The 12345-nt window shown below is 73.3% G+C and carries 9 protein-coding genes and 2 pseudogenes; 5 read left to right on the top strand and 6 right to left on the bottom strand.

The window, feature by feature from the left end:
* Window positions 1–30 precede the first annotated feature (30 nt).
* The gene (locus LRS74_RS18750; protein WP_277742074.1) at window positions 31–1680 is read left to right on the top strand and encodes a DNA repair helicase XPB; all 1650 of its coding nucleotides are present in this window, start codon (window positions 31–33) and stop codon (window positions 1678–1680) included.
* A 9-nt stretch (window positions 1681–1689) separates the two neighbouring features.
* On the opposite strand, the gene LRS74_RS18745 is transcribed toward LRS74_RS18750, so the two are convergent.
* The 4 genes and pseudogenes from LRS74_RS18745 to LRS74_RS18730 form a co-directional block, all read right to left on the bottom strand.
* Window positions 1690–1884: a hypothetical protein gene (locus LRS74_RS18745; RefSeq protein ID WP_277742073.1), complete on the bottom strand. Its 195-nt coding sequence runs from the start codon at window positions 1882–1884 to the stop codon at window positions 1690–1692.
* A 290-nt stretch (window positions 1885–2174) separates the two neighbouring features.
* A pseudogene (locus LRS74_RS18740) lies at window positions 2175–2564 on the bottom strand (transposase); the annotation flags it as partial.
* Window positions 2565–2587: 23 nt separating this feature from the next.
* Window positions 2588–3829, bottom strand: a complete 1242-nt coding sequence (locus LRS74_RS18735; protein WP_277738979.1) for an IS110 family transposase — start codon at window positions 3827–3829, stop codon at window positions 2588–2590.
* A 484-nt stretch (window positions 3830–4313) separates the two neighbouring features.
* A pseudogene (locus LRS74_RS18730) lies at window positions 4314–5126 on the bottom strand (IS110 family transposase); the annotation flags it as partial.
* A gap of 757 nt (window positions 5127–5883) precedes the next feature.
* Between LRS74_RS18730 and LRS74_RS18725 the strand changes: the two are divergent.
* A complete protein-coding gene (locus tag LRS74_RS18725; protein ID WP_277742072.1) occupies window positions 5884–7959 on the top strand; it encodes an ATP-binding domain-containing protein in 2076 nt (691 codons plus the stop codon).
* 101 nt (window positions 7960–8060) lie between these two features.
* Here the strand turns inward: LRS74_RS18725 and LRS74_RS18720 are convergent, their stop codons facing one another.
* The gene (locus LRS74_RS18720; RefSeq protein WP_277742071.1) at window positions 8061–8783 is read right to left on the bottom strand and encodes a copper homeostasis protein CutC; all 723 of its coding nucleotides are present in this window, start codon (window positions 8781–8783) and stop codon (window positions 8061–8063) included.
* Between the two features lie 71 nt (window positions 8784–8854).
* Here LRS74_RS18720 and LRS74_RS18715 point away from each other — a divergent pair, with 71 nt between their 5' ends.
* Complete coding sequence (locus LRS74_RS18715) at window positions 8855–9535, top strand: hypothetical protein (protein WP_277742070.1); 681 nt, start codon at window positions 8855–8857, stop codon at window positions 9533–9535.
* Window positions 9536–9710: 175 nt separating this feature from the next.
* Here LRS74_RS18715 and LRS74_RS18710 read toward each other — a convergent pair whose 3' ends face one another.
* Window positions 9711–10073 (bottom strand): hypothetical protein, encoded by a 363-nt coding sequence (locus tag LRS74_RS18710; RefSeq protein ID WP_277742069.1) that lies wholly within the window; start codon window positions 10071–10073, stop codon window positions 9711–9713.
* A 64-nt stretch (window positions 10074–10137) separates the two neighbouring features.
* On the opposite strand from LRS74_RS18710, the gene LRS74_RS18705 reads away from it, so the two are divergent.
* Both LRS74_RS18705 and murQ read left to right on the top strand, forming a co-directional pair.
* Complete coding sequence (locus tag LRS74_RS18705; RefSeq protein ID WP_277742068.1) at window positions 10138–11241, top strand: MurR/RpiR family transcriptional regulator; 1104 nt, start codon at window positions 10138–10140, stop codon at window positions 11239–11241.
* Window positions 11242–11298: 57 nt separating this feature from the next.
* The gene (gene murQ, locus LRS74_RS18700; RefSeq protein WP_277742067.1) at window positions 11299–12249 is read left to right on the top strand and encodes an N-acetylmuramic acid 6-phosphate etherase; all 951 of its coding nucleotides are present in this window, start codon (window positions 11299–11301) and stop codon (window positions 12247–12249) included.
* Window positions 12250–12345: the final 96 nt, after the last annotated feature.

Genomic DNA, 12345 nt, shown 5'->3' with positions numbered 1-12345 from the left:
ACGACGCGAAGCGAAAGGGCCGAGACACCCGTGAACGGACCCCTGATCGTCCAGAGCGACAAGACGCTGCTGCTGGAGGTCGACCACGACCAGGCCGACGCCTGCCGCCGCGCCATCGCGCCCTTCGCGGAGCTGGAGCGGGCGCCGGAGCACATCCACACCTACCGGGTGACACCGCTGGGGCTGTGGAACGCGCGGGCCGCCGGGCACGACGCCGAGCAGGTGGTGGACGCGCTGGTCACGCACTCGCGCTACCCGGTGCCGCACGCGCTGCTCGTCGACATCGCCGAGACGATGGCGCGGTACGGGCGGCTGACGCTGGTCAAGCACCCGAGCCATGGGCTGGTGCTGAGCTCCACGGACCGGCCGGTGCTGGAGGAGATCCTGCGGTCCAGGAAGATCCAGCCGCTGGTCGGGGCCCGGATCGACCCGGACACGGTGGTCGTCCACCCCTCCGAGCGCGGACAGATCAAGCAGGTGCTGCTGAAGCTGGGCTGGCCCGCGGAGGACCTGGCCGGGTATGTGGACGGCGAGGCGCACCCGATCGAGCTGCGTGAGGACGGCTGGGCGCTGCGGCCCTACCAGAAGCAGGCCGTGGAGGGGTTCTGGCACGGCGGCTCGGGCGTCGTGGTGCTGCCCTGTGGCGCGGGGAAGACGCTGGTGGGCGCGGGCGCGATGGCCACGGCCAAGTCGACGACGCTGATCCTGGTCACCAACACCGTCTCGGCCCGGCAGTGGAAGCACGAGCTGGTCAAGCGCACCTCGCTCACCGAGGAGGAGATCGGCGAGTACAGCGGGACGAGGAAGGAGATCCGCCCGGTCACCATCGCCACGTACCAGGTGCTGACGACCAAGCGGAAGGGCGTCTACCCGCACCTGGAGCTCTTCGACTCCCGCGACTGGGGCCTGATCGTCTACGACGAGGTGCACCTGCTGCCCGCCCCGGTCTTCAAGTTCACCGCCGACCTCCAGGCCCGCCGCCGGCTGGGCCTGACGGCCACGCTGGTGCGCGAGGACGGCCGCGAGTCGGACGTCTTCTCCCTCATCGGCCCCAAGCGCTTCGACGCGCCGTGGAAGGAGATCGAGGCCCAGGGCTACATCGCCCCGGCCGACTGCGTCGAGGTGCGGGTCAACCTCACGGACTCCGAGCGGCTGGCGTACGCCACCGCCGAGACGGAGGAGAAGTACCGCTTCTGCGCCACCACCGCCTCCAAGCGCCATGTCACCGAGGCGCTGGTGGACCGGCACCGTGGTCAGCAGACGCTCGTCATCGGCCAGTACATCGACCAGCTCGACGAGTTGGGGGAGCACCTGGACGCGCCCGTCATCAAGGGCGAGACGTCCAACGCGCAGCGCGAGAAGCTCTTCGACGCGTTCCGGCAGGGCGAGATCTCGGTGCTGGTGGTCTCCAAGGTCGCCAACTTCTCCATCGACCTCCCGGAGGCGACCGTCGCCATCCAGGTCTCCGGCACCTTCGGCTCCCGCCAGGAGGAGGCCCAGCGGCTGGGCCGGGTGCTGCGTCCCAAGGCGGACGGCCACCCGGCGGTCTTCTACTCGGTGGTCGCGCGGGACACCATCGACCAGGACTTCGCGGCGCACCGCCAGCGGTTCCTGGCCGAGCAGGGCTACGCCTACCGGATCGTGGACTCCGGCGAGCTGCTGGCGGACGAGGACGTATAGGGCCGGGTCTCAGTTCCTGCGCTTGACCAGGTCGTCGCCGTACTCACCGAGGACCGTCACGCCGAAGGCGGCGGTGGCGAAGACCCTGACCGCGTGCAGGGCGTTGCCCAGCACATGGCGGTGGTGCGCCTCGGTCTCGGGGCGAAGGGCGGTGGCGCCGCTGGTCGGGGCGCCCGGCAGTGGGGAGAAGGCTGCGGTGCTCATGTCTTCAAGGATGGTCCCGAGCACCGGCGGAATCATCGGTCTCGCGGTGTAACCGGTGGGACGCCGAGGTACGACCGAGGGCATCCGCGGGTACGACCCCAGGGCCATGCCGCCCCCTACGGGAGGGCGAGACCGACCCTGAGAACACCTCGGGGACGCCCCCGCCCGGCGGGGGAGGCGGCCGGGCCTCGGGCACCGCGCGAACCCGGCCCGCGCGCACCTGCCCGGCGGGGGCGGCCGGGCCTCGGGGACGCCCCCGCCCGGCGGGGGGGGTGCCTCTATGTCTTTCGTCAAGCGACGTAGGGGGTTCGGGGTTCGTAGAAGGTTCCGTCGCGGAGCATGGCGAACAAGACGCTGATGCGGTGCCGGGCCAAGCGGAGAAGGGCCTGCGTGTGGGTCTTGCCACGGGCCCGGCACCGGTCGTAGTAGCCGCGGGAGGTGGGCTCGTGCAGGGCGGCGAACGCGGACAGGAACATCGCGCGTTTGAGCTGCCGGTTCCCGCCGCGTGGTGCGTGTTCGCCGTGGATAGAGGTGCCCGACTGCTTCGTGGCCGGAGCGAGGCCGGCGTAGGAGGCGAGGTGGGCGGCGGTGGGGAAGCTGGTGCCGTCGCCGACGGTGACCAGCAGGACTGCGGCGGTCCTGACGCCGACGCCGGGCAGCGACGTCAGGACCGGGGAAAGAGACATCCGATGCAGTTGATCTGTCAAGCAGCGATGGTGAGTTGTGGGGTCGGCGGGGTGGGGAACGCGGTGAGTTCGTCGTAGGGGGTGCGCTTGGTGAGGCAGTGGTGGAGGCAGCCGAGCATGCGGTTGAAGAGGTTGCGCTGGGCGGCTGTGTGGCGGTCTCCGTCGGCTCGTCGCCGGTCGTAGTGGGCGCGGGCGCCTGGGGAGGCAGTCAGGCTGGCGAACGCCCAGACGTAGCCGACCGAGGCCAGACGCTGGTTCTTGACCCTGCGGGCCATGACCGCGAGGCTTCTGCCGGACGCCCGGGTGACCGGTGCGGCTCCGGCGAAGGCTTTCAGGCCTTTCGCGTCGGTGAATCGGGATCGGTCGTCGCCGATCTCGGCGAGCACCCGGGCGCCGGTGAGTGACCCGAGCCCTGGAAAGCTGGTGATGATCTCGGCGTCCGGGTGCGCATCAAAAGACTCCACCGTCGCTTCGGCAAGGTCGTCGACGCTGATGCAGGCGGCATCAAGCTGTCTGAGCAGGGCGATGGCCTGGCGTCCCATGGCTTGCTCGACCTGGTGGGGCTGGCGCATCTGCGTGATGCGCAGGGCGTCTCGCAGTCGTTCGGCTTCTGCCTCGATGCCGCGCTGGCGGCCGGCCTTCTTCAGCAGCGCGCGCAGCTGGGCGCGGGTGAGCTTGGCTGCCTGGTCGGGAGTGGGGGCCGCGGCCAGCACGGCGCGGGCGACGCTGCTGCTGATCCCTTCGCGGTTGTGCTGGAAGGCCGCGAGGAAGCCGGGGAAGTATTCACGCAGGTGGGAGCGAAGTTTGTTGCCCGCCTGGGTGCGGTCCCAGACCGCGTCCTGCTGGGCGCGGGCCAGGACGGCGATCGCTTGGGCGAGCTCGCTGTCGTCGGGCAGAGGCCGGTGGGCGGCCCTGTCCGTGCGCAGGATGTTCCCGAGCACCATGGCGTCGAGGTGGTCGGACTTCTTGCGGGTGACCGCATGGCGGTCTCTGTAGCGGGCGGCGGCCATCGGGTTGATCGCGTAGATGGGCCGGCCGGTCGCGCGGAGGCAGGCGACGAGGAGGCCGCGGGAGGTCTCGATCGCGACGGGGACTGGGGCGTTGGCGGTGTCGCCGTGGGTGGTGAGGAGTTCGAGGAGCTGGTGCAGGCCGTCGAAGTCGTCGGTGATCCGGGCCCTTGCCAACAGGGTTCCCTCGTGGTCGACCAGGGCGACGTCGTGGTGGTCGCTGGCCCAGTCGATTCCGCAGGTGACGGTCATCGTGTCGTGTTCGTCCTCTCGGTCGGGGGGCGTGCTGCTGGTCGCAGCCGTGCGGGGGCACGCGTCTCCCTAATGGAAGGGCTCGATGGCCCTGCATCCGATCAGCCGTTCGTGACCCCAGCGGCCATCAGGGCCCTCGGTCTGCTCCAGAGCTCGGTGACTCCAGGCGTGATGAGAGGTGACCCCTGTGGGCGGCTCGGACCACAAACCTCAACGATCCGATCATCGGACCGGATGCGGTGGAGGCGTGAACTCGTGACAGTGGACGGTCCCGGAGGCCGGCTCTTGACCAAGGGATCCAGTCCCAGGGGGTGTGTACGGCTTCTCCGGAACCGACCACCGTCACGAGAAAGTGATGCGGGGCCCGCAGTCTCTTTCAGGGCCTCGATGGGCCGGGGTGGGCCTGGCGGTGCCCCGCATCACTGCCCATTAGGGCCTCGATGGGCCGGGGTGGGCCTGGCGGTGCCCCGCATCACTGCCCATTAGGGTGGGCCTCCAGCAGTTCGTTGATCTGGGCTTCCAGGGCCCGGCGTTGTTCGTGGACGGCCGCGAGCGAGCGGGCCAGGGACGGGATGACCACGTCGAGGGTGCCGGTGCCCGGAACGACGACGGTCTGTTCGTCGAGCGCGTCGAAGACGTCGTCGATGAGCCGGGCGGCCATGCGCGGGGCCTTGGGGCGGATCAGCTCGACGAGTCTGCGGCGGCCGGCTTTCCGCAGGGCAGCCGGGGAGCCATAGCGTTCCAGCAGCCAGGTGACAGCCTGGTGGTCGAGGCGGGGGCCCAGGACGCGTTCCAGGCTGGGGTGGAACTGGGTGAGCAGGCCCCGTATCCGGTTGGAGGTGCGGGTGGCCTCGGCGGCCAGGTCCTGGTCGAAGCCCACAAGGACGGTGAGCTCGGCAGTGATCTCGTCGGTCAGCTCCAGGGAGCGCAGGGCGTGCGGCATCGTGCGGGCGGCGTCCGCGATCACGGCCGCGTCCTTCGCGTCGGTCTTCGCCTCACCCGGGTAGAGGTCGGCGATCCGTCGCATGGCCAGTCCGGGCAGGTAGGCGACCTGGCAGCCCGCGTCGCGGGCGACGGTCAGCGGGAGGGCACCGATCGACGCCGGCTGGTCCACCACGACCAGGACGGTGCCGAACTTCGCGGTCAGTTTGTCGAAGACGGCCCGCAGCTTCGGCTCGCTGTTGGGCAGGGGCTTGTCGAAGACCTTCTTCCCGGCCGGGGTGAGCCCGTGGCCATGGTGCGTGCTCTTGCCGACGTCCAGCCCGAGGAAGACGCCCACGCCTTCGGTGTCGATCATCGTGCCCCCACTCGCTCGTTGCGGTGCCGGCCTGGGCATCGGGGCCGTTCTCGCGCATCCACGTTATGCAGACCTGCTGCCCATACGGCCGGGCATTGCGCCTGGCCAGGCGGCGGTCGGGCCTCTCATCAGCGTCTCCGACGGCACCCCTCGGGCCCGGTGACACCACCCCCCAGGTCATCTTGTTCGACAGGGGGCAACAGTCATGCCGGGCCCGAAGGCCAGCGGCCCTCTTGCAGGACCGCGAAAAACATAACGGGGGCGGCCGGGCCTCGGGCACCGCGCGAACCCGGCCCGCGCGCACCCGCCCGGCGGGGACGCAGCCGGGCCTCGGGGACGCCCCCGCCCGGCGGGGACGCAGCCGGGCCTCAGGCACCGCACGAGCCCGGCCCGCGCCTTCGCGCCCAAGCGCCCAAGCGCCCACGCGGCCCGCCGGCCACCGGCCCCCCGGCCCCGGCCCCGGCCCCCGAGCGGCATGCTCCGCCGAGCCGAGCCGACCCGTCCCAAGCCCGTACGTCCCCGCCCGGCCCGTCCCCGGCCCGTCCCCGGCCTCCGTCCGGCCCGTCCGGGACCGTACCCGGCCCATGGAAAACCGTTCGCGCGCGCCTCACCCGCTGACTACACTCGCCCGTCTTGCCGCCTCCCGCTCGGGAGAGCCGCTCGCCGCCTCCCGCTCGGGAGAGCCGCCGCCCGGACGGAAACCGGCCGGCTCGATACGCCCTGACCGACCCCATCGCGTACCGCCGGAGGCGAAACCGTGCCCTCGCACGCCCCTGACCAGCAGCACGATGCGCACAACCCGCTCGACCGGGAGCGGGCCCACCTGACCTCCTCCCGGGCCGCGCTGCGGGCCATGCGGGCCGATGTCGAGGCGCTCGACATCACGGATGTGACGGCGAACTGGGTCAACGCCGAGGTGCTGGCCTTCCAGATCGACGAGCGGATCAAGGCGCTGGCCGATCTGGCGCACACCCCGCTCTTCTTCGGCCGGCTGGACTACCGGCACGCCCCGGGCGGGGACCTGGCCGAGGGCGCGGAGGGCGAGCGGTTCTACATCGGGCGGCGACACGTGCACGACGCGGACGGCGACCCCATGGTCATCGACTGGCGCGCACCCGTGTCGCAGCCCTTCTACCGGGCGTCCAAGAAGCAGCCGATGGACGTGGAGCTGCGCCGCCGCTTCGGCTACACCGGCGGCGAGCTGACGGCCTACGAGGACGAGCACCTGACCGACCCCGACGAGGGGGAGCGGGCGAGCCGGCTGCTCCAGTCCGAGATCGAGCGGCCGCGCGTGGGCCCGATGCGCGACATCGTGGCCACCATCCAGCCCGAGCAGGACGAGATCGTCCGCACCGGGATCGGCGGGACGGTCTGCGTCCAGGGGGCGCCCGGCACCGGGAAGACCGCCGTCGGCCTGCACCGCATCGCGTATCTGCTCTACGCCCACCGCGAGCGGCTGGCCCGCACCGGGACGCTGGTCATCGGCCCCAACCGGTCCTTCCTCCAGTACATCGAGCAGGTGCTCCCGGCGCTCGGCGAGCTCCAGGTGCGGCAGGCCACCGTCGACGACCTGGTGGCGCGCGAGGGCGTGACGGTGCGCGGCGCGGACGAGGCCGAGGCGGCGCGCACCAAGGGCGACGCGCGGATGGCGGAGGTGCTGCGGCGCGCGCTGCGCTCGCATGTGTCGCTGCCGACCGAACCGGTGGTCGTGGTGCGCGGCTCGCGCCGCTGGCGGGTGCCGGCATACGAGGTGGAGGAGATCGTCACCGAACTGCTGGGGCGCGACATCCGCTACGGGGCCGCCCGCGAGGCGCTGCCGCAGCGGATCGCGCACGCGGTGCTGGTGCGGATGGAGCAGGCGGGGGAGGCGCCGGACGACCGGGTGCAGGACGCGGTGGCGCGCAACGCGGCGGTGAAGGCGGCGGTGAAGGCGCTCTGGCCGCCGGTGGATCCGGCCAAGCTGGTGCTGCGGCTGCTCTCGGACGCCGACTTCCTGGCGGAGCACGCGGCGGGGGTGCTCTCCGCCGACGAGCAGAAGGCCGTGCTCTGGGCGAAGCCCGCGCGGAGCGTGAAGTCCGCGAAGTGGTCGCCCGCCGACGCGGTGCTGATCGACGAGGCGGCCGATCTGATCCAGCGCACGGGCTCGCTGGGGCACGTGGTGCTGGACGAGGCGCAGGACCTGTCCCCCATGCAGTACCGCGCGGTCGGCCGGCGCTGCACCACCGGCTCGGCCACCGTCCTCGGCGACCTGGCCCAGGGCACCACCCCGTGGGCGACCGGGAGTTGGCAGGAGGCGCTCACCCACCTCGGCAAGCCGGAGGCGACGGTCGAGGAGCTGACCCAGGGCTTCCGCGTCCCGCGCGAGGTGATCGCCTACGCCTCCCGGCTGCTGCCCGCGATCGCCCCGGGGCTGATGGAGGCCACCTCCGTCCGCGAGTCGCCGGGGGACTTCTCCGTACGGGCCGTGGCGCCGGACGGGCTGGACGCCGCGGTCGTCGCCGCCTGCCGCGAGGCGCTGACGCGCGAGGGCTCGATCGGTCTGATCGCCGCGGACGCCCGGATCCCGGCGCTGACCGCGGCGCTGGAGGCGGCGGGCCTGGCCCACCTCTCCCCGGGCACGGAGACCACCGCCGAGTCCCGGCTGACCCTGGTGCCGGCGACGCTGGCCAAGGGTCTGGAGTACGACTACGTGGTCCTGGACGAACCGGCGGCGGTGGTCGACGGCGAGCCCGACGAGCGGACCGGTCTGCGACGGCTGTACGTCGCCCTGACGCGCGCGGTGTCGGGCCTGACGGTGGTGCACGCGAAGGCGCTGCCGGAGCGGTTGGCGTAACCGCGCCGTACCCGGCACGGCGCACCGCCCACGGCCCTGCACGCGGCACCCCGCGACACGGCAGCACGCCGCAAGGCGACACGCGGCACGCCGGGAGGCGGTCAGCGCACTGGGAGCGGTGTCTCCAGGGCCTCGCGCCAGATGGTCACCGAGGCCGCGTCGACCGGGGAGGACCAGCCGTCGGGGCGGGCCGCGCCGCCGATGTGGAAGGCGTCGATGCCTCCCTGCCGCAGCATCGGCAGATGCTTGAGCTGGAGCCCGCCGCCGACCATGATGCGCGGCCCGTAGCCCGGCTCGGGGGCCGGGTCGGCGGCGCGGGCGGCCTCGGCCAGCAGCGTGGCGAGGCCGTCGTCCACGCCGCGGGGGGAGCCGGCGGTGAGGTAGGTGTCCAGGCCGGGCAACCCGGCGAGCCGCTTGCGCAGCGCGTCCCGGTCGGCGGCGTGGTCGATGGCGCGGTGGAAGGTCCAGGAGGCGCCGTCGACGGCCTCGACGAGCGCGCCGACCGCGGCGAGGTCCGGCTGGCCACCGTCGTCGAGGAAGCCGAGGACGAACTCCTCGGCGCCCTCCGCCCGCAGCGCCCGCGCGGTCTCGCAGAGCGCGTCCAGCGCGGCCGTGTCCCCCGCCGCGAAGCCGTCGGTCGCCCGCAGCATCACGCGCAGCGGGAGGGACACGGCGGCGCGGATGGCCGCGAAGGTCTCGTGGTCGGGGGTGAGACCGTCCGCGGCCATGTCCGTGACCAGTTCGAGGCGATCCGCCCCACCGGACTGGGCAGCGACGGCGTCCGCCACGTCGAGCGCGATCACCTCAAGAATTGGTCTAGACATGTAGTCTAGCCTGCCACACGCGGCCCGGCGCCGAAACACGGCCCCTCACTCCTTTGCCGCACAATGACCTCATGACGTCGCCCCGGCACCGCCCGGCCCAGCCGCCGCACCCCGAGCACGACGCCCTGCTCTCCCGTTGGGTGGTCCTGCTCAACAGCGCCCGCGACGGGGCGTGCCACCCGGCCCCGCACCCATACGGTGAGAACCTGCTCGCCCGATGGTCGGAGCCGCAGCGCCGCTACCACACCACCGACCATCTGAGGGCGACCCTCGACCACGTCGACGCGCTGGCCCACCACGCCGCCGACCCGGACGCGGTCCGCCTGGCCGCCTGGTTCCACGACGCCGTCTACCTCCCGGAGCGCTCCACCAACGAGGAGCGCAGCGCCCGCCTCGCCGAACGCGCCCTCCCCGAGGCCGGCGTCCCCGCACCCCGCACCGCCGAGGTCGCCCGCCTGGTGCGCCTCACCAGGACCCACGACCCGGCCCCCGGCGACACCAACGGCGAGGCGCTCTGCGACGCCGACCTCGCGGTCCTCGGCGGCCCGCCCGACGCCTACGCCGGCTACGCGGCCGCCGTCCGCGAGGAGTTCGCCTTCGTCCCCGACGACGCCTTCCGCACCGGCCGCGCCGCCGCCCTGCGCCAACTCCTCGGACTGCCCCGGCTGTTCCACACGCCGGAGGGGTACGGGCGCTGGGAACAGACCGCCCGGCGGAACCTCACGACGGAGCTCGAACTGCTCGGCGCGTAGCGCCACCCGCGCCGATCGGATTTTCGCGTTCCCGTCGCTGAATCCGATGCGCCGTCGGGTCTTTCGCGGACCCCGACCGCGCGCCTCGTCGTCCCGGCTCGACACAGGAATCGCGGGCAGGCAGCCGACACCGGGCGGAGGGCCGGCCGCCCACGGCGACCGCTCCGCCGCGGGCTCAGCCCGCCGTCCCGGCCTGTCCCAGCTTCCCCACCCGCGCGACCGCCACCGCCGTCTTGCCGCAGACCCAGTGCGGGTCCGGGCCCAGCTCCGGCTCGACGTCCAGCGCGTGCAGGTTGTCACCGACGCAGACGGGGCACAGCGGCCAGCGGCCGTACCGCTCCAGCAGCGCGTCCTGGACGTCCTGGGCGACCAGACCCGCCACGTACTCCACGCCCTCCGGCCACTGCTCGACCCACCAGCGACGGTGGGCGATGGCGTCCTCGACCAACGAGACGATGTCCGCCTGGGCGACCTGACCGGCGGAGAGGTCGGCGAGAACGAGGGCTCGCGCCGCGTGCAGTGCCTGTTCGAGCTCCATACGGATCATTGTCGCGCGGCGCGGAGCCTTGACGCCCCACAGCAGCCGAAAATACTTTTCAAGAGTGAGTAGTCCACTGAAGGAAACTTTCCACCAGGGGAGCCCGGCCCCGGCGGGCTCGGTGCGGCCCGGCCCGGCCCCGTCAGGCTCAGCCCCGACCGGTCGGGCACCGGCCGCCCCGGACCCCACCGGGCAGGCGCAGACCGGGCAGGCGCAGAACGCCCAGGCACGGTCGGGCCGGGGGCAGGGCGGACCCGCCCCCGGCGGGACCGGTGGGGGCGTCCAGCCGCCTCCCCCCGCCGCGCTCGCCGCCAAGGTCCGCACCCTCGCCCCCTCGATGACCCGCTCCATGCAGCGCGTCGCCGAGACCGTGGCCGGAGACCCGGCCGGGTGCGCCGCGCTGACGGTGACCGGGCTCGCCGCGCGGACCGGGACCAGTGAGGCGACCGTCGTCCGCACCTCGCGCCTGCTCGGCTACCCCGGCTACCGCGACCTCCGGCTGGCGCTGGCCGCGCTCGCCGCTCAGCAGGCCGCCGGGCGGGCGCCCGCCGTCACCGCGGACATCGCGGTCGACGACCCGATGGCCGACGTGGTCGCCAAGCTCGCCCAGGAGGAACAGCAGTGCCTGGCGGACACCGCCGCCGGCCTGGACACCGCCCAGTTGGAGGCGGCGGCCGCCGCGCTCGCCGGCGCGCGGCGCATCGACGTGTACGGGATCGGCGCCTCCCACCTCGTCGGCCAGGACCTGGTCCAGAAGCTGCTGCGCATCGGGCTGGTCGCGCACGCCCCCGGCGACCCGCACCTGGCCGTCACCAACGCCGTCCAACTGCGCGCCGGGGACGTGGCCATGGCGATCACCCACTCCGGCCGCACCACCGACGTCATCGAGCCGCTGCGGGCAGCCTTCGAACGCGGCGCGACCACGATCGCGATCACCGGCCGGCCGGACGGCGAGGTGGCCCAGTACGCGGACCTGGTGCTGACCACCTCCACCGCCCGTGAGAGCGAGCTGCGCCCGGCCGCCATGTCCAGCCGGACCAGCCAACTCCTGGTCGTCGACTGCCTGTTCATAGGCGTCGCCCAGCGTACGTACGAGACCGCCGCACCCGCGCTGGCCGCCACGTACGAGGCCCTCGCGCACCGGCACGAGCCGCGCGGCCGCCGCTGACGCGGCCACCACCGGAGAGACCCGCCACCCCCGCCCCCGAAAGAGCCCCCTCACCCCATGTCTTCCCTCGACCACGACCACGAGACCCGGCTGCGCGCCGAGCTCGACGGCCTCACCACCGAGGCGTTCCGCCCCGAGCTCGCCGACGTCGACCGGCTCGACACCCTCTCCATCGCCCGGATCATGAACGGCGAGGACGCCACCGTGCCCGCCGCCGTCGCCGCCCAACTGCCGCGTATCGCCGCCGCCATCGACGCCACCGCCGTCCGGATGAGCCGCGGCGGGCGGCTGATCTACGCCGGGGCCGGCACCGCCGGGCGGCTCGGGGTCCTGGACGCCAGCGAGTGCCCGCCCACCTTCAACACCGGCCCGGACCAGGTCATCGGGCTGATCGCGGGCGGGCCACGGGCCATGACGGTCTCGGCGGAGGGCGCCGAGGACAGCGAACGACTGGCCGCCGCCGACCTGGACGCGCTGCGGCTGACCCCCGCCGACACCGTCGTCGGGATCTCCGCCTCCGGCCGCACCCCCTACGCTGTGGGCGCCGTCGCGCACGCCCGGCGGCGCGGTGCGCTCACCATCGGGCTCTCCTGCAACGCCGGGTCCGCGCTCGCCGCCGCCGCGGAGCACGGGATCGAGGTGGTGGTCGGGCCCGAGCTGCTCACCGGCTCCACCCGGCTCAAGGCCGGCACCGCCCAGAAGCTCGTCCTCAACATGCTCTCGACCATCACCATGATCCGGCTGGGCAAGACCTACGGGAACCTGATGGTCGACGTGCGCGCCTCCAACGACAAGCTGCGCGCCCGCTCCCGGCGCATCGTCGCGCTGGCCACCGGGGCCGGCGAGAGAACCGTCGAGGAGGCGCTGACCGCCACCGGCGGTGAGGTGAAGAACGCCATCCTCGCCATCCTGGCCAAGGTGGACGCGCCCACCGCGGCCCGGCTGCTGGCCGACGCCGACGGCCGGCTGCGCACCGCCCTCCAGACGGCCGGCGTCCCCGACGCGTAGCGGCCCCGAGCCGTAGCGGCCCCGAGGCGTGGCGCGCCCCCCGCCGGCACGCCCGGAGAACGCCCGAGGGCGGCACCCCTCGCGGGGTGCCGCCCT

The organism is Streptomyces sp. LX-29 (assembly GCF_029541745.1).
Classification (GTDB): Bacteria; Actinomycetota; Actinomycetes; order Streptomycetales; family Streptomycetaceae; genus Streptomyces.
This window is presented reverse-complemented; position numbering and strand designations above follow the sequence as displayed.

Excerpts from the sequence above, each read along its gene's own strand:
- LRS74_RS18745 (WP_277742073.1), bottom strand. The coding sequence starts at position 1,884 with ATGAGCACCGCAGCCTTCTCCCCACTGCCGGGCGCCCCGACCAGCGGC.
- LRS74_RS18735 (WP_277738979.1), bottom strand. The coding sequence starts at position 3,829 with ATGACCGTCACCTGCGGAATCGACTGGGCCAGCGACCACCACGACGTC.
- LRS74_RS18720 (WP_277742071.1), bottom strand. The coding sequence starts at position 8,783 with ATGTCTAGACCAATTCTTGAGGTGATCGCGCTCGACGTGGCGGACGCC.
- LRS74_RS18715 (WP_277742070.1), top strand. The coding sequence starts at position 8,855 with ATGACGTCGCCCCGGCACCGCCCGGCCCAGCCGCCGCACCCCGAGCAC.
- LRS74_RS18710 (WP_277742069.1), bottom strand. The coding sequence starts at position 10,073 with ATGGAGCTCGAACAGGCACTGCACGCGGCGCGAGCCCTCGTTCTCGCC.
- murQ (WP_277742067.1), top strand. The coding sequence starts at position 11,299 with ATGTCTTCCCTCGACCACGACCACGAGACCCGGCTGCGCGCCGAGCTC.